We start from the raw sequence: 22,412 nt of genomic DNA, 5'->3' as shown, positions 1-22,412 counted from the left end.
AGTGTAATCATTTTGTATTATCTTTACCTTTACATCCACAAAACAATTGTGTCCCTGCATATGAAAAAAAAAGACATCAAGATTTTATTGGTAGATGATGAGCAAGATATTCTAGAAATCGTGGGCTATAATCTCTCTCAGGAAGGGTACCAGATAGTCACGGCTTCCAACGGAAAAGAAGCGATTACAAAAGCAAAAAAGGAATTGCCTCAACTCATCATTATGGATGTAATGATGCCCGAAATGGACGGTATGGAAGCCTGTGAGAACATCCGAAAAATTCCGGAATTGGGTAACGTAATCATTACCTTTCTTACGGCCCGTAGCGAAGATTATTCTCAGGTTGCCGGATTTGATGCCGGAGCCGATGACTACATCACTAAACCCATCAAACCAAAACTGTTGGTGAGTAAGGTAAAAGCGTTGCTGCGACGCTTAAAAAGTGACGATCATGCTTCTGAAACACTGAATGTAGGTGGGATTGAAGTCAATAGAGAGGAATACAAAATCATCAAAGACGGCGTTGAAATTGTTTTACCCCGTAAAGAATTTGAGCTTTTTTATCTCTTGGCTTCCAAACCCGGAAAAGTATTCAAACGCGAAGAAATTTTGGATAAAGTTTGGGGTAATGAAGTTATCGTTGGCGGAAGAACCATCGATGTTCACATAAGAAAACTGCGCGAAAAAATCGGGGAAGATTTATTCAAAACAATCAAAGGCGTAGGCTATAAACTGGAAGTGTAAATGAAAATAAATTTCAAGAAAACCTATCGTTTTGCCGTAATTTCCTCAACCTATATTACGCTCTTTGCTACCGGTTCTCTTGGTTTGTTATTGTGGTTTTTCCATGAGTTTTCCTGGCAAATATGTTTGGTCTTTGCCGTTTGCATGTTTACCTTTTCTTTTTTTGTTATTCAATATCGCGTAGAACATTTTATCTATCGCAGGGTAAAAAAAATCTACGATGATGTATCGCTTCTTGAATCTACTTCTTTCCGAAACCAACCGATTACTACTGATATGGCCACGCTGACCCGGCAGGTAAAACAATTTGCTACCGATAAAAAGATGGAAATTGAAACACTGAAAGTACGCGAGGAGTACCGTCGGGAGTTTTTAGGGAATGTGTCTCATGAACTCAAAACCCCTTTGTTTACCGTACAAGGCTATCTTTCCACTTTGTTAGACGGCGCTATGGATGATAAAAAAATCCGCAAAAAATATTTGGAACGGGCCGAGAAAGGGGTAGAACGCTTGGTATATATAGTTGAAGATTTAGACATGATTACCAAACTCGAAATGGGGGATGTGAATCTGGAAATGTCGAAGTTTAATATTGTGGATTTGGTGCAGAATGTCTTTGATTTGCTCGAAATCAGAGCGGATAAAAAAAATATTATTCTGATGTTTGACCGAAAGTATAACAAGCCGGTCAAGGTGTTTGCAGATCAGGAAAAAATTCAACAGGTGCTGACCAATTTAATTATGAACTCCATCAAATACGGCAAGGAAAACGGGACAACCGAAGTTTCCATAGAAGACTTAGTTGATGACAAAATCATTGTTCGTGTCCGCGATGACGGTGAAGGAATTGAAAAGCACAACATCCCGCGCTTGTTTGAACGTTTCTTCAGGGTAGATAAGAGTGGGGCCAGAAGCGAAGGAGGTTCGGGTCTTGGCCTTTCTATAGTGAAACACATCATAGAAGCACACGGCGAAAAAATTTATGTGGAAAGTGAATTCGGTAAGGGTTCTGAGTTCTCATTCACGCTCGAAAAGCATCAGTAGAGCGGCCCAGTCAACATCTTTGCGCAGTTGTGGCAAACCCTTATAAAGGCCGACTTCCAAAAGGTTTTCAATCACAAAATCATCTTGAGTGGCAAAAGGAACAAAACCGTCCCGTTTTAGTTTTTTAGCCAAATACTCTTGTTCAAATTGTCCGGGAGTAGGAATGAAAAAAGCCATCTTCTTCAGTTTGGCCAAATCCATAACCGTAGTATACCCGGAACGGCACAGCACCATTTTACTTTTATTGAACGTGCGCTCCAGCTCCTCCGAAGTCATGTAGTTATAGAAAAGCACATTGCGGCTTTTTTCCTTTTTTTGCTCGGGCTCGATAATCCCTTTGACAAAAACAATTTTGCCCTTAAAGCTGCGGATTTCTTTTTTTAATTTCTGCTCCAAAATGGTGCGTTGCGGCTCCGGCCCCGACAAAATAATCATCAGGTCATAAAGGGGTTTCAGCTCTTTTTTTTCCAGTCGACTGAGCGGACCGATATATTTTACACGCAGTTTTTTGTCTTTTAAATGGCCCAGTTTTCCCGTCAGATTTGGTTTTTCTTCGATGTCGGGAACCCAGCATTCCGTAAATTTTTTAATAAAATGCTGATGGAGTTTGCTCGAAATCCAGGTGGTGTCTCCTGACAACACATTGAGTTGGTGGGTAATGATCACACTGGGCACTTTCTTATTATGCACCCCCAAACGGTTATCGGATATAATGCCTTGGATGTTGAACTCGGTCAGCCACTTTTTGACTATCTTTTTTTCGGTAAAAATGGCGGCAATCATCTTCGGACTGTTCTTAATCAATGTCCATTTAAAGTCATCTTCATTCTGGGCATACTCAATATCATATGACGGTAATTCCAATGAAAGCAGCTGCGGAAATTCTTTTTGGAGCATGTGGAGTGCTGCCCCGTCTGAAGCGATAATAACGGTAAATCCATTTTTTTGCAGCTCACGAATAATCGGAATGCATCGGGTAGCGTGTCCCAATCCCCAATTTAGCGGAGCTACAAGTATGTTTTTGGTAGTTGTTTCCAAGTGCCTAAGTTACCAATTATGATTCTGCAAGATAAAAAAGATTTCCAATAGTTTATATTTCGCTAATTTTGCCAAAAATTAAATTTGTGGGAAGTAAGAATAAATTAAAACGGTTCAAGGAAAACGAGACATTTGAAAATGTTTTCCAGCCAACCCGTGAAGAAGTAGTCAGCGGTAATTTTCCGCTCAGAGGCAAATGGTCATCCGACTTTTTTAAAAATAACAATCCCATCATTATCGAGTTGGGGTGTGGCAAAGGCGAATACTCTGTCGGTCTGGCCGAGCGGTTCCCTGATAAAAATTTTATCGGAATTGATATCAAAGGGGCCCGTTTTTGGAGAGGAGCCAAGACAGCCGTTGAAAACGGCATGCACAATGTGGCTTTTGTTCGTACTCAAATTGAGCTCATCAATTTTATTTTTGCCGAAAACGAAGTAGACGAAATCTGGATTACTTTTCCCGATCCGCAAATCAAATACAAGCGCACCAAGCACAGAATGACCAACTCCGAATTCTTGCAGTTGTACAAAAAAATACTGAAGCCCGGTGGTGTGGTGAATCTCAAAACCGACAGCGAGTTTATGCACGGGTATACTTTGGGATTGTTGCACGGAGAAGGGCATGACGTACTGTACGCCAACCATAACGTATATAAAAATGAGGGCGCTCCGGCTGAAGTTATCGGCATTCAAACCTTTTACGAAAAACAATATTTGGAAATCAACAAAGCAATTACGTATATTCGTTTCAAAATCAAATAGATGACTTTTTTACTGCCGCTTGTTTTCGGTTTCTGCATTGCTTTTTTGGCGGTAATCCTCCCGGGTTTGCTCAACATGACAGCAGCCAAAATCAGTGTGCAGGAAGGACGAAGTGAGGCGCTCAGTTTTGTTTTTGGAGCTTCGGTGGTTGTTTTTTTTCAAACCCTTATTGCAGTCTTGTTTTCCCGTTTCATCAGCAACCATCAGGAAATTGTGACCACACTGCAGGAAATAGGAATCTTTGTGTTCTCCGGCTTAAGCATTTACTTTTTTTGGATTGCTAAAAAACCCAAAAAACTGAATCCTGAAATCAAAATCAAAGGCAAATCCAATCGGTTTTTCTTCGGAATGTTTTTGTCGATGCTTAACTTTTTACCCATTCCCTTCTATGTGTTTGCCAGTATGAGTTTGGCCAGTTCACGCTATTTTCGCTTTGAAAAAGTGCAAATTTATTCCTTTGTTTCCGGTGTGGTTTTGGGGTCGTTTTCGGTATTTTACTTATACATCGTATCGTTTAAAGCCATACAAAACAAAACCGATTTCCTGCTGCGCAACATCAATACCATCATTGGTTCTGTGACCACTTTTATGGCAGTGATTACCATCATCAAACTTTTTTGGGGCTAATGGAAGAGAATTTCTTTGAACGGGTCTATGCCATCGCACGTCAAATACCGGAAGGCAAAGTCACCTCCTATGGTGCCATTGCCAAAGCATTAGGTACTGCACGTTCTGCCCGAATGGTTGGCTGGGCCATGAATGCCTGCCATGGGAGAGAGGATGTGCCGGCTCACCGCGTGGTGAACCGAATCGGAGTGCTTTCGGGCAAACACCATTTTGAAGGAACCAACCTGATGCAGCAACTTTTGGAAAACGAAGGCATTGAAGTCGTCGATAATCAGATTGTGGATTTCGAGAAGCATTTTTGGCAGCCCGAAATGACTAAGCCATAAATACCTCGGGACTGTTTTTTCAAAACATCAAAGCCTTTTTTACTATTCCTCCTGAGGAGTTTTCCAAAAGATATATATCTTTTGGGTAAAACATATATATCTTTCTGATAAAACATATATATCTTTTTGGTAAAAGATGTACATCTTTTGCAAAAGACCTCCGTATGAATTTATTTTCTAATCAGCACGGTTGGATTTTATGATCAGGATGAGGTGTGTGCAGACGGCTGTGGGTGTTTTGAAAACAGGAATACTATTTTCATTTCTTTTCCGCTGTTTATTTAAAAAGGGTTTTGTTTTATAGCCGGCTGTAACGGTCCCTAACGAAGAAAGTGTTGTCTTTGATTCCCCGTATTGTCAAAAGATAAAGATACTTGATACCCGATGTCCTGATAATTTGAATATGAAATTCTCCTATAAACATTTTCAATTCTTTAAGGACACTTTCAATACATTTCCTATTATCTTTGCAATCTAAATTCAGTTTAAATAAACGCAACTGAAAAGCTTAATTACAATTCGAAATGAAACTAGATAGAAAAGAAATCTTAGCGGCATTGGAAACCATTACCATTGCCGGTGAAGGAAAGAATATGGTTGAAAGCGGAGCCGTGAAAAACGTGCTGACTTTCGGCAATGAAGTAGTAGTGGATTTGGTCATCGCAACACCGGCCATGCATATTAAAAAACGGGCGGAAGACGATATTAAAAAGTTAATCCACGAAAAATTTTCACCGGAGGCGGACGTAAAAGTCAACATCAAAGTTGAAACACCCGCACAAAACCCAAATGAGATTAAAGGCAAAGCCATTCCGGGCATCAGCAATATTATTGCCGTAGCTTCCGGAAAAGGAGGTGTAGGGAAATCAACGGTTACGGCAAACTTAGCAGTGACTTTAGCCAAAATGGGCTTCAAAGTCGGAGTATTGGATGCCGATATCTACGGGCCGTCCATGCCGATTATGTTTGACGTAGAAAACGAAAAACCCATCTCCATTGAAGTTGACGGAAAATCAAAAATGAAACCCATCGAAAGTTATGAAATCAAATTGCTGTCGATAGGGTTCTTTACGGCTCCGAGTCAAGCGGTTATTTGGCGCGGGCCCATGGCTGCCAAAGCGTTGAATCAAATGATCTTTGATGCCGCTTGGGGCGAATTAGATTTTATGTTGATTGATTTACCACCGGGAACCGGCGACATTCACTTGTCGATTATGCAATCGCTGCCTATTACAGGTGCAGTGGTGGTGAGTACTCCACAGGCCGTGGCTTTGGCTGATGCTAAAAAAGGGGTTTCAATGTTCTTGTCAGACAGCATCAATGTACCGGTATTGGGAATCATTGAAAACATGGCATATTTCACTCCAGAAGAATTGCCGAATAACAAATATTACATCTTTGGGAAAGAAGGCGCTAAAAATCTGGCAGCAGATTTAGAAGTACCGTTCCTGGGAGAAGTGCCATTGGTACAAAGCATCCGTGAAGCAGGCGATTATGGTCGTCCGGCAGCTTTGCAGACCGCTTCGGTCATCGAAAATGTTTTTGAAGAAATTACCAGGAATGTGGTCCAGGAAACGGTAAACCGCAATGAGAGTTTACCGCCAACTGAAGCCATCAAAATAACCACCATGGCCGGATGTTCGGCTGTGAAAAAATAAATTAATTTGAAGATTTGAAGATTTAAAGATGTCAAACCATTTTCAAATTTTCAAATTCTCTAATTTTCAAATTAAAAATCATGACAAACGAAGAATTGACTTTAAACATCGAAAAAGCACTTGATGAAATCAGACCGTTTCTGAATTCGGATGGTGGCGATATCAGTTTGGTTTCCATTGAAGATGCAAAACATGTCAAAGTACGCCTTCAGGGAGCCTGTACATCCTGTAGTTTGAGCATCAGCACCATGAAAGCAGGTGTAGAAACCACAATCAAAAAATATGCGCCACAAATAGAAACGGTAGAGAATATAGCGTAGGTTTAATGATAAAAATCATATTATTTGATTCGGGGTTTGCCAATCTTTGCGGCTTTAAACTTCGATAATTATGCCAAGAAAAAAAATGATTGAAACAGATATACTGATCATCGGTGCCGGACCAACGGGGCTTTTTGCCGTTTTCGAAGCCGGATTATTAAAACTACAATGCCACCTTATTGATGCGTTGCCGCAACCCGGAGGACAATTGGCAGAATTGTATCCCAAAAAGCCTATTTATGATATTCCCGGCTATCCTGAAGTGTTGGCCGGTGATTTGGTAAACAATCTGATGGAACAAATCAAACAGTTCCAACCGGGCTTTACCTTGGGGGAAACAGCCGAAACCATAGAGAAACTCGAAGACGGAACTTTCATCGTAACCACTAATGAAGGTACAAAACACCATGCCAAGGCGGTGGCTATCGCAGGAGGTTTAGGAACATTCGAACCCAGAAAACCAATTTTGAAAGATTTGGAGTTTTATGAAAAAGAAGACCGTGGTGTGGACTATTTTATCAAAGACCCTGAAAAGTACAGAGGTAAAAATGTAGTCATCTCGGGCGGAGGGGATTCTGCTCTGGATTGGAGTATTTTCCTTTCAGATGTCGCTTCATCCGTTACTTTGGTACACCGAAGAAATGAATTTCGCGGGGCTCTGGATTCCGTTGAAAAAGTGCAGGAGTTGAAATCAGCAGGAAAAATAAAATTGATTACACCAGCTGAAGTTATCGGTTTCAAAGGTTCAGAACGAATAGAATCCGTGGATATCGAAGTTAACGGAGCCCGTATGAATGTCATAACCGATTATTTTATTCCGCTTTTCGGCTTAACGCCAAAATTGGGGGCCATAGCCAACTGGGGATTGGAAATCGAAAAGAATGCCATCAAAGTAAACAATGCTTTGGATTACCAAACCAATATAGACGGGATATATGCCATTGGAGATGTCAACATTTATCCGGGCAAACTCAAATTGATTCTGTGCGGTTTCCATGAAGCGACACTGATGTGTCAAAGCGTTTACAACCGAATCAATCCGGGAAAAAAATACGTACTCAAATATACTACGGTTTCCGGTATTGACGGATTTGACGGTACCCGAAAAGAAGCTGAGAAAGCAGTAGTAAAATCGATAGACTAAGTATGGCACAAGATATAACTGTAACCATCACGGACCGAGAAGGTGCTACCCATGAAGTGCAGGCACCAACAGATATGAACATGAGCATTATGGAATTGGTTCGTGCTTATGAACTGGCTCCGGAAGGAACCATTGGTATTTGCGGGGGTATGGCCATGTGTGCTTCATGCCAGTGTTATGTGCTGAACGATGTGCCTTTACCCGAAAAAGGACCCGATGAAGAAGCCATGCTGTGGGAAGCTTTCAACGTGAAAGAAAACAGCAGGTTGGGATGTCAAATTCATATTACCGAGGCGATAGACGGATTGGCCATTGAATTGGCACCGGAAGCATAAAAATAAAAAGGCGGGAAGTATTACTTCCCGCCTTTTATATTATATCAATTCCATTTCTTTTTTAATGATTTTTTCTTCAATAGCATCCCAAAGACCAATTCTTTTTTCCAGGGCTTCGATAGAAGTTTCTTCAACCGCTGCCCACTTTTGTTCGTCTTCTTGACAAAGTTCGGTAATCATTTGCATTGCCATGGGTCCGTGCTCGTCAGCATCCAACTCGATATGTCTTTCGAAATAATAAATTAATTTGGACAAATCCGTTTCGGGGAAATTTTGTTGGAAATTTTTAAGAATTTCGGTAAACATAGCCGGAATCAAGTCTTCTCTTCCAAAGGTAAAAGCGGCCGCAATTTTATGGGCTTTTCCCTCTTCGATTACTCGGAAAGTAAAGTTCAGAAACTCTTTAATATTGGGATGCAAGTTGCTTTGCTTAATCGCGATGAACACGTTTTTAGTGTCGATTACGTTTTGTAAAAAAGCTTCTAGTTCAGTTGTTTGCGCACCGCAACTTTGCATGGCTTCCACATACATTTCAAAATGACTTAATCTTTTACCGTCTAACGTCAGGTCACTTTCTTCTGCCAAAACGATTTCATTAATTAAGTAACGGGTTTCCGGATTAGCGGAAGCAAACCATGGGGTAGTGGTACAAGTTAATTTTTGTTGTAAAGCTTTTAAAAGCGACATGAAATCCCAAACGGCATACACATGGCCTTCTAAGAACTGGTGCAAATCCTCTACTGTTTTTACTTTTTCGTAAAGCGGATGTTGCCAAAGTGTTTCTTTGTGTTTTTGAATTTTTTGGTTAATTGAAGCAATATTCATAGCGTGGTTTTTTTAGATATACGGATGATTAATCCATCAGGATTTTAATCACCTTGTACAAAAGTAAAAATGCTTCCCAGAAAAGAGAAGCATTTTATATCAATTTTATTTATTGTTTAATCTTATTTGAAAGCCGAAATTCCGGTGATGTCCATTCCGGTAATCAACAAGTGAATGTCGTGGGTTCCTTCATAAGTAATCACAGATTCTAAATTCATACTGTGACGCATGATAGAGTATTCTCCTGTGATTCCCATTCCGCCCAGGATTTGACGGGCTTCACGGGCAATGTTAATCGCCATATCCACATTGTTTCTTTTCGCCATTGAGATCTGTGCTGAAGTCGCTCTGCCTTCATTTCTCAACACACCTAATCTCCAAGTTAATAATTGAGCTTTAGTGATTTCGGTAATCATTTCGGCTAATTTCTTTTGTTGCAACTGAGTTCCGGCAATAGGTTTGTCAAACTGAATTCTTTCTTTGGCATAACGCAAAGCGGTGTCATAACAATCCATGGCAGCACCGATAGCACCCCAAGCAATTCCGTATCTTGCTGAATCTAAACAGCCCAGTGGCGCTCCAAGACCTGATTTATTAGGTAGTAAGTTCTCTTTAGGAACTTTTACATTGTCAAATATCAATTCGCCTGTTGCTGATGCACGAAGCGACCATTTATTGTGCGTCTCCGGAGTGGTGAAACCTTCCATGCCACGCTCTACGATCAAACCGTGAATTCTGCCTTCTTCATTTTTGGCCCAAACTACAGCAATGTCAGCAAAAGGTGCATTCGAAATCCACATTTTGGCACCATTCAACAAATAGTGGTCGCCCATGTCTTTGAAGTTGGTTGTCATTCCTCCGGGATTAGAGCCGTGGTCAGGTTCTGTCAAACCAAAACAACCCATCATTTCTCCGGTAGCCAATTTTGGCAAATATTTCATGCGTTGTTCTTCGTTTCCGTATTTCCAAATCGGATACATTACCAAAGAGGATTGTACTGAAGATGTTGAACGCACACCCGAATCACCTCTTTCAATTTCCTGCATGATTAAACCATACGAAATTTGGTCTAAACCGGCACCGCCGTATTCCACCGGAATATAAGGACCAAAACCACCAATTTCCCCCAAACCTTTGATGATTTGTTTTGGAAATTCAGCACGTTGTGCATAGTCTTCTATAATTGGAGAAACTTCTCGTTTTACCCACGCACGGGCTGAATCACGAACTAATTTGTGCTCTTCCGTTAGTAAATCGTCTAATAAGTAGTAATCAGGAGCTTGAAATAAATCTGGTTTCATAATGTAATAGTTTTTCGAAAACGTTTGCAAAGCTACTGAAATTGAATCGAAATTCCCATTCAACAAATGATAATTTTCAGGAGCCAATCCGGCTGTCCGCGCTACACGGTAGCTTGCTTCCATCCGGGCTGGTAACGATACTATTTTAGTTTGTCAAATTCATTTTTTTTGATAATCAGAAATTCCAAAATGGCTAATTCGTCGTTGCCTTGTGTAACTGTAGCCGATTTTGGGTCTGCCTCGCAGTACTCTAAAAAACGGGCAGTGTCACCGGGTTTGACCTTCAATGTTTCGGTAAAAAACTTAGGATTGAAATTGGCATTAGCATATTCTTTAAGAGGGATAGGTGTGGATTGCTCTGTTTTTGGTTTTTTGCTTTTAAATAATTTTCCAATCATTTTCCCAATTTGTACAAAGTCCGCAGCATATGGCATCTCGCCGGTATACACTTCTTTGTTTGTCAAACCGGATTGTTCTTTTTTGAGTTTTTCCATCTTGATATCGGCAAAAGAAACCTCGGCAGCCTTTATGGTTTTGACCTGTTGAATCTCTACTTCGTCAAGCGGAATTGGTTTTTCAGCTAACTTGATAAGGATACCGCTTTTTTCAAAGTCTTCTGGAGTTATTTTATATTTCTGATCGGCGAAGTTGTTTGACATGAAAATAAGCACATCATTCACTTTGGCCTCCAGACTAAATTCTCCGAGAGCATTTGTTTGTGTGAGTTTTCGTGTGGTGTAATTGATAACATCAATGTTTTTTTGATCAATGTCCTGGTACGAAACTTTGCCGTGGATCAATTTTGTTGTTTGTGAAAAAACGGCACACGAAAACAATAAAAATACGATGGAAACAATTTTTGGCATAAATAGTCTTATTGGTTAATACTTCAACCATTAAAGTTAGCCAAATCCCTGTAGTTTATTCTCAAGGCTTTGTTAAATTTTTATGCGAAACGTAAACTTACAGTTTTAGGTAGAAGTCCTTGGTCAGTTCAATGTATTCGGGAGTGTATTGGTGACGGCTGATTTCAATTACTAACTCGTCAGCCGTTAGTGTGCTCAATTCGTAGCGTTTGAAAGCCAATAAACTTCTGATGATTGGCGTGTCCGGAGTTCCTTTGACTCGGGTAACTTTTACCGGATATAAATCAAAATCGGCACAAAGAGTAATGAACTTTTCTTCTTCTTTATGCGGAATAATCACCGCAAAAATTCCGTTTTCTGACAGTAGTACTGAAGCTACCTCGATTAAATCATCAAACGGTAAGGCGTCTTGAAATCGGGCTAAGTCTCGGGACTGATTGTCAGTCTTGAAGTTTTCACTGTAAAAAGGCGGGTTGGAAACGATAATGTCGTATTCGTCTTCGGGTTCCTCCATAAATTCATCCAGCGAAGCATGAAAACAAAACAATCGGTCGTTCCAAGGGGAATTTTCAAAATTGTCCACGGCTTGTTCGTAAGCGTCATCGTCAATTTCGATAGCGTCAATTTGTTCGGCTTGAGAGCGCTGAGCCAACATTAAAGCAATTAATCCGGTGCCACTTCCGATGTCTAAAACAGAAAACGGTTTGTTGTCAATAGGACACCAGGCGCCAAGCAATACACCATCGGTGCCTACTTTCATAGCACAGCGGTCTTGGTTTACAGCGAATTTTTTGAATTGGAATTTAGACATTTGATACTAGGAGGGGGAGGACCAAAGGGTTTCAGATGTTGTAAATAGTATTTTTACTGAAGCGTAAAAATGGCTTCTATAAATACATCTCAATCAAGCCTTCCGGTAAATCCATCTTGACTTTTTTGTTTTTCCGGTCAATTTCTACCAGAAAGTGATCTATCATGGGGATAAGGATTTCCACTTCACCATTCAGTACTTCGAATAGAGGTTGAGCGGTTGTGTCATTTATTGATTGAATGATTCCGACTATCCCGAGGCGTTTGTCTTCGACTTCAAAACCAATCACTTCGTGAAAGTAAAATTTATTTCCTTCCAGTTTAGGCAACATCGATAATGGGAGGTAAATATCACAACCAATTAATTTGTCGGCTTCTTCTTCAGAGTCTACATCCTCAAAATGTACTCTGAGAAAATCATTTTTGTGAAGCGAACAATTTTCAATAAAAAATGGAATCAGATCCTTGTTGAATTCAACAAATACTGATTCCATGTTTTCATATAATTCGGGTTCATCGGTATCTAAATAGATGAGAAGATCCCCTTTGAAACTAAATTTTTTAGCAATTTTACCTAAGTAGAAGCAATCCTCTTTACGCATAATTGCCGAAAAAATATTAAGCTTCTGTTTCTTCGCTGGTTTCTTCAGCAGCCGGAGCTTCTTCAGCAGCAGTTTCTTCAACAGCTACTTCAGCTACAACTTCCTGAGTTTCTTCAGCTACAGTTTCTTCAACGGCAACTTCTTCAGCAACTTCTTCAGCTTTTGCAGCTTCTACAGCGGCAGCAGCACGTTTTTCGTTGGCAGCTTTTTCAGCTTTTAAAGCTTTTGCTTTTTCAGCTTCTTGTGCTTTTGATAAACCTTCTTTTTTAGCGGTTACTTTACCTGCTTTTTCTTCTAACCATTTTGCCAATTTAGCATCTGCTTGTTCTTGAGTTAAAGCTCCTTTACGAACACCTCCGTCTAAGTGGTGTTTCATTAAAGCACCTTTATACGAAAGAATAGCTCTCGCTGTATCGGTTGGTTGTGCTCCATTGTGTAACCATTGTACCGCTTGGTCAAGGTTTAAGTCAATAGTTGCAGGGTTAGTGTTTGGATTGTAAGTTCCTAATTTTTCTAAGAATCTACCATCTCTTTTTGAACGAGCATCTGCGGCTACGATCCAATAAAAAGGTTTCCCTTTTTTTCCGTGTCTTTGTAATCTAATTTTTACTGACATAATCTTTTTGATTAATTTGAGGTACTCGACCTCGGTTATTTAAGGGCGCAAAGATAGTTTTTTTTCATAAACAAACAACCACAAAAAGATTTTTTGTAAAAGAGAAGTTGTTGAAACTAAATCTTTAACATTATTTTTTTCTGAATATGTTAGCATTTTTCCATTAAAAAACTATTTTTGTGGAGTAATATTTAGAAAAATGAAAAAATTTTTGTCCCTATTTATACTGGCTTTAGCCTTTTCCTCTTGTCAGGAAGATTTGAAAACCAACAATCCCGGGTTTCAAGCGTTGAAAGACGATATGATGTGGAGAGGTACTGATGCAAGAGCTTATATTTCTACAACGGGAGAGTTGCGTATTGAGGCGCTTAATCAATATGATCAGGTTACACTTTCTACAGAAAGTGCTGATGAAGATGTTTATGTTTTAGGAACTACAGACAGTGCTAACTCAGCGTCTTATTTTTCGAGTTTTAACGATCTTGATTTAGAATATGGTACAATTCCGGTATCGGGTCCGGTTTACAGTGTTGTGTTAATAGGCGGTGGGACAGGATATACTCCTGATTGTGATATGCAGCCTAATGGACTTTACACTTGTGATTCCGCGCACAATACTACGGGTGGTTCCGGAACCGGTTTGACATTAGCCATTGGGACTAATGGTCTGGGTGGGGTTAATAAAATTGTTAAAGTGGTGTCAAGAGGAAACGGATATTTACCAGGAGATATTGTAACAGTGACTTCAGGTGATTTGAATTGTCAGGTGAAAGTAGTCAATGTGGAAACCAGTAACGGTGAAATAGAAATTACCGATTATGACCCGTTAAATATGACTGTTACAGGAACATTCAAGTTTAATGCGGTAAATGTGGATAATAACCCTTTTGGTTTGCCAGTCGTTAATTTCCAGTATGGAGAGTTTTACAAAATCCCGATTTATCCGGATTCAAAAAAATAAAAACAAATCGATAAGCCGTCCGAAAAGACGGCTTATTTTTTTAACACAATATAAATTCCAAATAGATAGTAGTTTACATATTATTTAAGCTACCTTTGTAATCGAATTTTAAATATACAATATGAACATTTTTGTTGGAAGTCTTCCGTTTAGTATAGACGAAGCAGATTTAAGAGATTCTTTCGAGGTCTATGGAACGGTTAACTCCGTAAAAGTTATTACTGATAAATTCACAGGAAGAAGCAAAGGTTTCGGTTTTGTGGAAATGGAAAATGATGCGGAAGCTGAAAAAGCTATCGAGGAGTTAAACGGTGCAACTGTGAGCGGACGTACTATCGTGGTAAATAAATCAGAGCCAAAACCGGAAGGTGAAAGAAGAAGTTTTAACAACAACCGTTCAGGTGGTGGTTACAACGGAGGAGGAAATAGAGGAAGATACTAATCTACAGTCTAAAATACCATAAAAAGCCATCTCAATTGAGATGGCTTTTTTGCTTTTGTTGATAACTAAAATTGATTTCCTAGCTCTTAAAATGTATTTTTGAAACATTACTTTTATAAAATTCCAACCTCAATATGTATTTAATTTTTGATACAGAAACTACCGGTTTGCCCAGAAATTGGGCAGCGCCGATTACCGATACCGACAATTGGCCGAGATGTATCCAAATTGCCTGGCAGTTGCACGATGCCATGGGGAATCTTATTGAGCATCAGGATTATTTAGTAAAACCGGAAGGGTTTAATATCCCTTATGATGCCGAAAGGATACATGGTATTTCGACCGAATTAGCTTTGGCACAAGGAGTTTCTTTGACTGAAGTTTTAGAAAAATTTAATCTCGCACTGTCCAAAGCCAAATTCATAGTAGGCCAAAACGTAGGCTTTGATGTCAACATCATGGGGTGTGAATTTTACCGCGTGGGCATAGCTTCAGACATGAGTACCATGCCGGTTCTGGATACTTGTACCGAAGTTACGGCAGAACTTTTGAAACTTCCCGGGGGTCGCGGAGGAAGGTATAAATTGCCTACACTTACTGAATTACACGGGTATCTGTTTGGTGTTCCGTTTGCTGAAGCGCACAATGCTACAGCTGACGTAGAGGCTACAACACGTTGTTTTTTAGAGTTAATCCGAAGAGAGATTTTTACCAAAGAAGAACTCGATGTGCCGGCTGATTACTTTAGAGAATTTGGTGAAAACAATCCCAAAGAAATCCAACTTATAGGGCTAAAGCACATCAACCTGAAGCAAGCTTCTGACGAGATCAGAAAGCAGTTTCAGTTAAAAGAAGAGGTTCCAAGTGATGAAAATCAACAAATACAACACGATTTAGCTGATGTTGATTTTGTGCATCTACACAATCATACCCAGTTTTCAGTGTTGCAATCCACCATCAGTGTTAAGGATTTAGTTGCAGCTGCCATAAAAAATAAGATGCCGGCGGTAGCCATGACAGATCATGCTAATTTGATGGGTGCTTTTCATTTTGTTCGCGATATTTTATACCACAATAAATCAGCACAAGCCAAAAACAAACAAGCCGAAGAAAATGGAGAAACGCCAACCGAAACAATTGTAAAACCCATTGTAGGATGTGAGTTTTATGTGTGTGACAATTTAAGTGACAAGTCCCGAAAAGACAATGGGTATCAAATTGTGTTTTTAGCCAAAACCAAAAAAGGCTATCACAATTTGGCGAAATTATCTTCTATTGCTTACACTGAAGGATTTTATTACGTCCCGAGAATTGATAGGAGAGTCATACAACAATACAAAGAAGATATTATCGTTTTATCCGGAAATCTTTATGGTGAAATACCCAGTAAGGTCCTGAATATTGGTGAAAATCAAGCTGAAGAAGCCTTGCTTTGGTGGAAACAAGAGTTTGGCGATGATTTCTACATTGAACTCATGCGGCACAATCAGGAAGATGAAAATCGTGTAAATACCTCGCTCATTGCTTTAGCTAAAAAGCATCAGGTGAAAATTGTGGCGACCAATAATGTATTTTATATCAATAAAGAAGATGCCAATGCGCATGACATTTTGTTGTGTGTGCGTGACGGTGAAAAACAATCCACGCCAATAGGAAGAGGCCGTGGTTATCGTTACGGATTTGACAATCAGGAATACTATTTCAAATCGGGTGATGAAATGAAAAAGTTATTTCACGATTTGCCCGAAGCTATTCTTACAACCGAGGAAATTGTAAATAAAATCGAAATTTTCGATTTGTCCCGTGAGGTATTGCTCCCTAAATTTGATATCCCTGAAGAGTTTTTAGTACCTGAAGATGAGACCGACGGAGGAAAGCGCGGAGAAAATAAATATTTGGCTCATCTTACTTTTGAAGGAGCAAAAAGACGATATGGTGACATTACGCCGGAAATTCAGGAGCGTCTGGATTTCGAATTAAAGACTATTGAAAATACAGGTTATCCGGGTTACTTTTTGATTGTACAGGATTTCATCGCTGCTGCCAGAAAAATGGATGTATCTGTAGGGCCCGGTCGTGGTTCTGCGGCAGGTTCTGTAGTGGCCTATTGCTTGGGAATTACTAATGTTGACCCATTGCTTTACGATTTGCTTTTTGAGCGTTTCCTCAATCCCGATCGTGTGTCGATGCCCGATATTGATATTGACTTCGATGATGAGGGACGTAGCCGTGTAATGGATTATGTAATCAACAAATACGGTTCCAAACAAGTAGCGCAAATTATAACCTACGGAACGATGGCGGCAAAATCTTCGGTTCGTGATACCGCACGTGTGTTAGATTTGCCTTTGTTTGAAGCCGATAAAATTGCCAAGTTAATTCCGACTACACTTAATTTGGCCAAGATTTTCACTCTTGATAATGACAAATTAAAAGCCGCCCTTCGGGCAGAAGAATACGATAAAGTAAAAGAACTGATTGAATTAGCCAATGCCAATGATCTAGGCGGAGAAACGATACAGCAGGCTAAAGTGTTAGAAGGAAATCTCAGAAACACAGGGATTCACGCTTGTGGAGTCATCATTACCCCGGATGATATTACCAATTTTGTTCCTGTGGCCACAGCTAAAGATTCCGATTTGTATGTGACACAATTTGACAACTCGGTCGTGGAAAGTGCCGGGTTGCTTAAGATGGACTTTTTGGGACTGAAGACCCTAACCTTGATAAAAGATACGGTTAAACTTGTCAAATACAGAACCGGAATTGAATTGGATCCCGATACGTTTCCGATTGATGATGTGAAAACCTATGAGCTGTTCCAAAGAGGTGAAACGGTTGGAATTTTCCAATACGAGTCGCCCGGAATGCAGAAGTATTTGAAGGACTTGAAACCTACTGTTTTTGGGGATTTGATTGCGATGAATGCGCTGTATCGCCCCGGACCGTTGGAGTATATTCCTTCTTTCGTCAGACGAAAAAACGGTGAGGAAGAAATCACCTATGACTTAGAAGCCAACGAAGAATACCTGAAAGAAACTTACGGGATTACAGTTTATCAGGAACAGGTAATGTTGCTGTCACAAAAGCTGGCTAATTTCTCTAAGGGTGACGCCGACGTATTGCGTAAAGCAATGGGGAAAAAGCAAAAAGATGTGTTGGATAAAATGAAATCCAAATTCATTGAACAAGCTGTGGCCAATGGTCATGCCGAAGATAAGTTGGAGAAAATTTGGAGAGACTGGGAAGCGTTTGCGCAATATGCGTTTAATAAATCACACTCTACCTGTTATGCTTGGATTGCCTATCAGACGGCTTATTTAAAAGCACATTATCCGGCTGAGTATATGGCAGCGGTACTGTCGAATAATATGAATGATATCAAACAAGTATCATTCTTTATGGAAGAATGTAAACGGATGGGCTTACAAGTTTTGGGGCCTGACGTCAATGAGAGTTACTATAAGTTTACGGTGAACGAAAACTATGCGGTTCGCTTCGGTATGGGAGCCATCAAAGGTGTAGGAATGGGGGCTGTTCAAACTATAGTTGAAAACAGAAAAGACGGAAAGTACAAATCTATATTTGATTTGGCCAAACGAATTGACTTAAGAGCGGCTAACAAAAAGGCATTTGAAAACTTAGCTTTAGCCGGCGGATTTGATTGTTTTGCAGATACGCACCGGGCACAATACTTTCATACCGATGGTGATAATATCACTTTTTATGAAAAAGCCATGCGGTATGGTGCCAAGTTTCAGGAAAATGAAAACTCTTCACAGGTAAGTTTGTTTGGCGATGCCAGTGATGTTCAAATTGCGGAGCCAACAGTGCCTCCGTGTGAAGAGTGGAGTACTATGGAAAAATTGGCTAAGGAAAAAGAAGTGGTTGGTATTTATATTTCGGGGCATCCTTTGGATGATTTTAAGTTTGAAATGAAATATTTCTGCAACAGCAAATTAGAGTATTTAAAAAATCTCGGAAGTTATGTTGGGAAAACACTAACCTTTGCCGGAATTGTAACCAATGTGCAATACAAAACGGCCAAAAACGGTAAAGATTGGGCTATGTTTACTTTGGAAGGCTATGATGAAAGTCATGAGTTCCGAATTTTTGACGAAGAATATTTAAAGTTCCGACATTTTTTAGTCAATAATCAGTTTGTGTATTTTAAAGTCACCGTAAAAGAAGGTTGGGTAAACAAAGAGACAGGAAAAAAATCGGACCCGAGATTGCAGTTTACCGATGTAAAACAATTGCAGGATGTGTTGCCTCAGTTTGCCAAAAAACTCAGTATTCAGATGGATATAAAAGATTTACATCAGAATGTTATCCAACTGTTGAATGGTATTTTTACTTCCAACAAAGGAGAAAATACAGTTACATTTGAAATTGTTGAGATTGAAAAAGTAAAAAAGTCAACGCCGCTGTTGCCGAAAGTTGTGTTAGATGAGGATATGGCTGCAGAAGAGGAAAACCCGGATGAAATGGAAATGGAGCTTCCGACAGTGGAAGAAGAGAATCAGATAGTTACACGGGTTTCCTTGCCAAGCCGAAAATTAAAAGTCAAAATTTCACATGAATTGCTGGTAGAGTTAGAAAAACTCAACGTTAAATTCAGCCTGAATTAGTTATCAGTTCTGACAATGATTTTATAGTCAAAACTGATTTTTTTGACGCGGAAAACTGAAATAAAATGCCTAATTTTGGCATCAAATAAATACACTAATTTTAAAAATATAAAATATGGCTTTAGCAATTACAGATGCTACTTTTGACGAAGTAGTATTAAAATCAGATAAACCGGTAGTGGTAGATTTTTGGGCTGCATGGTGTGGTCCGTGTCGAATGGTAGGTCCGGTTATTGATGAGATTTCTTCAGAGTATGAAGGGAAAGCAGTAGTAGGAAAAGTGGATGTAGATGCCAACCAAGAATTTGCTGCAAAATACGGAGTGCGTAACATTCCGACTGTTTTGGTTTTTCAAAACGGAGAAGTAGTAGGACGTCAGGTAGGCGTAGCTCCTAAAAAAACATATACAGATGCTATTGACGCATTACTGTAATTGAAAATAAACTTCAACGAAAAGGTTTGACGAAAGTCAAGCCTTTTTTTATACTTTTAAATTCAAATATTCACCCGAGGCGTAGCCGAATTGTATGAAATAAAATTATCTTTGAGACATGAAGATAGAAGAACAAAAAGAACTCGTTTCCGGTTTTAAACACTTGGAGCTACTGGCGAATCAGGTGGTAGAGGGTTTTATTTCGGGGATGCATAAGTCACCATTTCATGGGTTTTCAGCTGAATTTGCAGAACACAAAGTGTATAATTCAGGGGAAAGCACGAAGCATATTGACTGGAAATTATTTGCCAAAACAGATCGTTTGTATACCAAGCGATTTGAAGAAGAAACCAATCTTCGTTGTCATTTGATTATTGATAATTCGTCTTCCATGCATTATCCGAAATTGAAAAATGACGACTTGTTTTTTCATAATAAAATTGGTTTTTCTGTTCTGGCTTCTGCCGTGTTGATGAATTTATTGAAAAAGCAACGCGATGCTGTCGGGCTTAGTGTTTATTCCGATACTTACGAGTATTATGCTCCTGAGAAAGGCAGCGACCGTCACCACCGCATGATTTTAAACAAACTGGAGGATTTGTTGGAAAATCCAAAAGAGTCCAAGAGTACGGATACGGTCACTTTTTTGCATCAGATAGCTGAAAAGATTCATCGTCGGTCTATGATTATATTGTTTACCGATATGTTTCAAACCGGAAATCAGGAGGCTCTTTTCAATGCGTTACAGCATTTGAAACACAATAAACACAAGGTAGTGGTGTTTCATGTTATTGATAAAAAGACTGAAATTAACTTCCATTTTGACAATGCGCCGCGCAAATTCATCGATTTAGAGACCGGAGAGCAAATCAATATTTTTGCGGATTCGGTGAAAGAAGCTTATGCGGAAAAGGTAAATGCTTATTTTAAAACGTTAGCGATGACATGTGCGCAAAACAAAATTAAGTATGTTCCGGTGGCAGTGGAAGAAATTTTTGAAAAAATACTTACGACCTACCTGGTTGAGAAACAAATGTTTGGGTAGCGCAAAAAAATAGATTCGTTTTTTTATTAAAAAAAACTTGCAAAGTTCAAAAACGGTTGTATATTTGCAACCGCAATTAAGCGATGGTTTGGTAGTTCAGTTGGTTAGAATACATGCCTGTCACGCATGGGGTCGCGGGTTCGAGTCCCGTCCAGACCGCTAGAAATAGCGAATTTAGGAAAAGGTTTTCAGAGATGAAAACCTTTTTTGCCCTAAATCCTAAACGGTAGTTGTGTTGTTTACCCGAGTAAAATCGGGCGGTTTAGTAGTTAGACCAAATGAAAAGCTTTCCCTAATGGGATGGCTTTTTTGCTTTATAGAAGTTTCTATTTATTGATTTAGGCGAAATTCTTTTTACTTCTTTAGCTTTTATTTGCCCAATATCCATCCCCTAATCCGTTACCTCAAAACTATACATTTAATTAAGTTTTGTTTTGAACCTCAAAATTGAGTAAAAAAAACAAAGAAAATTAGTAAAAAAATCATAATATTGTAGGATTTGAGCAACCCTAAATATTTGTGGTTGTAAATATATATCAGAAAGCAATTAAAATGAATAAGTTTACTCAAAATATAGTTGATGAAATAATCGACCAGTACATGTTTGCTGATGATACAAAACGCCCATGGATTATTGGTTTTAGCGGAGGGAAAGATTCAACAGTAATGCTTCAATTAGTTTGGGAAGCATTAACACAAATAAAAGATTTTCATGGTGTTGTTGGAAGGGATATTTATGTAGTTTGTAATGATACTATGGTTGAAAATCCTGTGATAACCGAATATGTATATAGGGTTTTAGATAAAATTTCAGAAGCTGCTAGAGACCAAAATTTACCAATACAAGTTATAAAGACATTACCTAGATTAGAAGACTCTTTTTGGGTTAATTTAATAGGTAAGGGCTATCCTGCTCCAAATAATGCCTTTAGATGGTGTACTGAGAGATTAAAAATCAAACCAACTTCACGATTTATCCTTGAACAGTTAGACGAATTTGGAGAAGCCATAATACTAATTGGAACTCGTTCTAGCGAAAGTGCAAGTAGAGCTAAATCAATGAAAAAACATGCTATTAAAGGTAAGAGATTAACAAAACATCCTACCCAAGCAAATACTTATATGTATGCACCAATTAGACATTTAATGCTAGAGCAGGTTTGGTATATAATTAACACAATGCCCTCGCCTTGGGGTGCTAGTAATGAAGAATTATTTCAAATATATTCAGATGCAAGTGCAGATGATTATGAGTGTCCAACTGTTGTTACTGATAAAGAACACAAATCTTGCGGGCAAAGTAGATTCGGTTGTTGGGTTTGTACCGTAGTAAAACAAGATAAGTCGATGTCTGCCTTAATTGATAATGGATTGACTTGGCTAAAGCCGTTGCTAACTTTAAGAAATGAACTAGCAGAGGAGAGAAATATTATTGAAAACAGAATGCCACAAAGAAGAAATGGTACAGATGCCATTAATGGTATGGGACCATATTATCCTAAATATAGAGCATCAGTACTTGAAAGACTTCTGAAAACTCAAAGAGAAGTACAAAAAGAGAAACCTCATGTTGAATTAATTACCAATCAGGAGTTAATTGCTATTCAAACAATTTGGTATAGGGATTTTGTTTTCGGTCAGAAAGTTTCAGATATTTACAAGAACGCATATAAAACAGATTTGGATATGAATAACCAAAATGAAAAAAGAGAAAAAGAGTTAGAATTACTTAAAAAAACATGTGAAAATAGTCCACAAGATTTTGAGTTAATACAAGAACTTTTAACTCTACAAAAAAATAAGTCATTATTAAATAGAAAAAGAGGACTTAAAGACGATATTGAAACAAGAATTGAAGAATATCTAAAAAAAGAGCAATAGAT

22 protein-coding genes and 1 tRNA gene are annotated in these 22,412 nt (G+C 39.0%); 16 read left to right on the top strand and 7 right to left on the bottom strand.

The features are described 5' to 3' along the window. Window positions 1-60: 60 nt before the first annotated feature. Entirely contained in the window at window positions 61-744 is a 684-nt protein-coding gene (locus ACSVH6_RS00890; RefSeq protein ID WP_438074636.1) for a response regulator transcription factor, read from the top strand. Then, a complete protein-coding gene (locus ACSVH6_RS00885; RefSeq protein WP_438074635.1) occupies window positions 745-1,788 on the top strand; it encodes a sensor histidine kinase in 1,044 nt (347 codons plus the stop codon). On the opposite strand, the gene ACSVH6_RS00880 is transcribed toward ACSVH6_RS00885, so the two are convergent. After that, entirely contained in the window at window positions 1,762-2,826 is a 1,065-nt protein-coding gene (locus tag ACSVH6_RS00880) for a glycosyltransferase family protein (protein WP_438074634.1), read from the bottom strand. The two genes, ACSVH6_RS00885 and ACSVH6_RS00880, sit on opposite strands and share 27 nt — an antisense overlap. A gap of 86 nt (window positions 2,827-2,912) precedes the next feature. On the opposite strand from ACSVH6_RS00880, the gene trmB reads away from it, so the two are divergent. The 7 genes from trmB (at window position 2,913) to ACSVH6_RS00845 (ending at window position 7,997) form a co-directional block, all read left to right on the top strand. Then, window positions 2,913-3,587, top strand: coding sequence for a tRNA (guanosine(46)-N7)-methyltransferase TrmB (gene trmB / locus ACSVH6_RS00875; protein WP_438074633.1), 675 nt, complete (start codon window positions 2,913-2,915; stop codon window positions 3,585-3,587). Continuing rightward, window positions 3,588-4,214 carry a LysE family transporter gene (locus tag ACSVH6_RS00870; RefSeq protein ID WP_438074632.1) on the top strand — a complete coding sequence of 209 codons (627 nt, stop codon included), beginning with the start codon at window positions 3,588-3,590 and terminating at the stop codon, window positions 4,212-4,214. Further along, window positions 4,214-4,540, top strand: a complete 327-nt coding sequence (locus tag ACSVH6_RS00865) for an MGMT family protein (protein ID WP_438074631.1) — start codon at window positions 4,214-4,216, stop codon at window positions 4,538-4,540. Before ACSVH6_RS00870 ends, ACSVH6_RS00865 begins: the two co-directional genes overlap by 1 nt. A gap of 524 nt (window positions 4,541-5,064) precedes the next feature. Further along, window positions 5,065-6,198: a P-loop NTPase gene (locus ACSVH6_RS00860; protein WP_438074629.1), complete on the top strand. Its 1,134-nt coding sequence runs from the start codon at window positions 5,065-5,067 to the stop codon at window positions 6,196-6,198. Window positions 6,199-6,278: 80 nt separating this feature from the next. Then, on the top strand, window positions 6,279-6,518 hold the full coding sequence (locus tag ACSVH6_RS00855) for a NifU family protein (protein WP_438074627.1): 240 nt from the start codon (window positions 6,279-6,281) through the stop codon (window positions 6,516-6,518). A gap of 85 nt (window positions 6,519-6,603) precedes the next feature. Further along, on the top strand, window positions 6,604-7,662 hold the full coding sequence (locus ACSVH6_RS00850; protein ID WP_438075751.1) for an NAD(P)/FAD-dependent oxidoreductase: 1,059 nt from the start codon (window positions 6,604-6,606) through the stop codon (window positions 7,660-7,662). Between the two features lie 2 nt (window positions 7,663-7,664). Then, complete coding sequence (locus tag ACSVH6_RS00845) at window positions 7,665-7,997, top strand: ferredoxin (RefSeq protein WP_438074625.1); 333 nt, start codon at window positions 7,665-7,667, stop codon at window positions 7,995-7,997. Between the two features lie 39 nt (window positions 7,998-8,036). On the opposite strand, the gene ACSVH6_RS00840 is transcribed toward ACSVH6_RS00845, so the two are convergent. The 6 genes from ACSVH6_RS00840 to ACSVH6_RS00815 form a co-directional block, all read right to left on the bottom strand. After that, complete coding sequence (locus tag ACSVH6_RS00840; RefSeq protein ID WP_438074623.1) at window positions 8,037-8,822, bottom strand: DUF3050 domain-containing protein; 786 nt, start codon at window positions 8,820-8,822, stop codon at window positions 8,037-8,039. Window positions 8,823-8,944: 122 nt separating this feature from the next. Continuing rightward, complete coding sequence (locus ACSVH6_RS00835; RefSeq protein ID WP_438075749.1) at window positions 8,945-10,123, bottom strand: acyl-CoA dehydrogenase family protein; 1,179 nt, start codon at window positions 10,121-10,123, stop codon at window positions 8,945-8,947. Between the two features lie 140 nt (window positions 10,124-10,263). Beyond that, on the bottom strand, window positions 10,264-10,989 hold the full coding sequence (locus ACSVH6_RS00830; protein WP_438074621.1) for a hypothetical protein: 726 nt from the start codon (window positions 10,987-10,989) through the stop codon (window positions 10,264-10,266). A 97-nt stretch (window positions 10,990-11,086) separates the two neighbouring features. Next, window positions 11,087-11,749, bottom strand: a complete 663-nt coding sequence (locus ACSVH6_RS00825) for a tRNA1(Val) (adenine(37)-N6)-methyltransferase (RefSeq protein ID WP_438074619.1) — start codon at window positions 11,747-11,749, stop codon at window positions 11,087-11,089. Between the two features lie 127 nt (window positions 11,750-11,876). Beyond that, the gene (gene rimM / locus ACSVH6_RS00820; protein ID WP_438074617.1) at window positions 11,877-12,401 is read right to left on the bottom strand and encodes a ribosome maturation factor RimM; all 525 of its coding nucleotides are present in this window, start codon (window positions 12,399-12,401) and stop codon (window positions 11,877-11,879) included. Between the two features lie 16 nt (window positions 12,402-12,417). Then, window positions 12,418-13,017, bottom strand: coding sequence for a 30S ribosomal protein S16 (locus ACSVH6_RS00815; RefSeq protein ID WP_438074616.1), 600 nt, complete (start codon window positions 13,015-13,017; stop codon window positions 12,418-12,420). A gap of 199 nt (window positions 13,018-13,216) precedes the next feature. On the opposite strand from ACSVH6_RS00815, the gene ACSVH6_RS00810 reads away from it, so the two are divergent. The 7 genes from ACSVH6_RS00810 (at window position 13,217) to dndC (ending at window position 22,410) form a co-directional block, all read left to right on the top strand. Further along, the gene (locus ACSVH6_RS00810) at window positions 13,217-13,978 is read left to right on the top strand and encodes a DUF6252 family protein (protein ID WP_438074614.1); all 762 of its coding nucleotides are present in this window, start codon (window positions 13,217-13,219) and stop codon (window positions 13,976-13,978) included. Between the two features lie 121 nt (window positions 13,979-14,099). After that, the gene (locus ACSVH6_RS00805; RefSeq protein WP_438074612.1) at window positions 14,100-14,420 is read left to right on the top strand and encodes an RNA recognition motif domain-containing protein; all 321 of its coding nucleotides are present in this window, start codon (window positions 14,100-14,102) and stop codon (window positions 14,418-14,420) included. 134 nt (window positions 14,421-14,554) lie between these two features. Beyond that, entirely contained in the window at window positions 14,555-19,051 is a 4,497-nt protein-coding gene (gene dnaE / locus ACSVH6_RS00800; protein ID WP_438074610.1) for a DNA polymerase III subunit alpha, read from the top strand. 115 nt (window positions 19,052-19,166) lie between these two features. Continuing rightward, entirely contained in the window at window positions 19,167-19,484 is a 318-nt protein-coding gene (gene trxA / locus ACSVH6_RS00795) for a thioredoxin (protein ID WP_121312549.1), read from the top strand. 118 nt (window positions 19,485-19,602) lie between these two features. Beyond that, window positions 19,603-20,529 carry a DUF58 domain-containing protein gene (locus tag ACSVH6_RS00790; RefSeq protein ID WP_438074608.1) on the top strand — a complete coding sequence of 309 codons (927 nt, stop codon included), beginning with the start codon at window positions 19,603-19,605 and terminating at the stop codon, window positions 20,527-20,529. Between the two features lie 85 nt (window positions 20,530-20,614). After that, window positions 20,615-20,688, top strand: a tRNA-Asp gene (locus ACSVH6_RS00785). Window positions 20,689-21,081: 393 nt separating this feature from the next. Then, window positions 21,082-22,410 (top strand): DNA phosphorothioation system sulfurtransferase DndC, encoded by a 1,329-nt coding sequence (gene dndC, locus ACSVH6_RS00780; RefSeq protein WP_187656012.1) that lies wholly within the window; start codon window positions 21,082-21,084, stop codon window positions 22,408-22,410. Window positions 22,411-22,412 lie beyond the last annotated feature (2 nt).

This window comes from Flavobacterium sp. XGLA_31 (assembly GCF_051547105.1).
GTDB lineage: Bacteria > Bacteroidota > Bacteroidia > Flavobacteriales > Flavobacteriaceae > Flavobacterium.
This window is presented reverse-complemented; position numbering and strand designations above follow the sequence as displayed.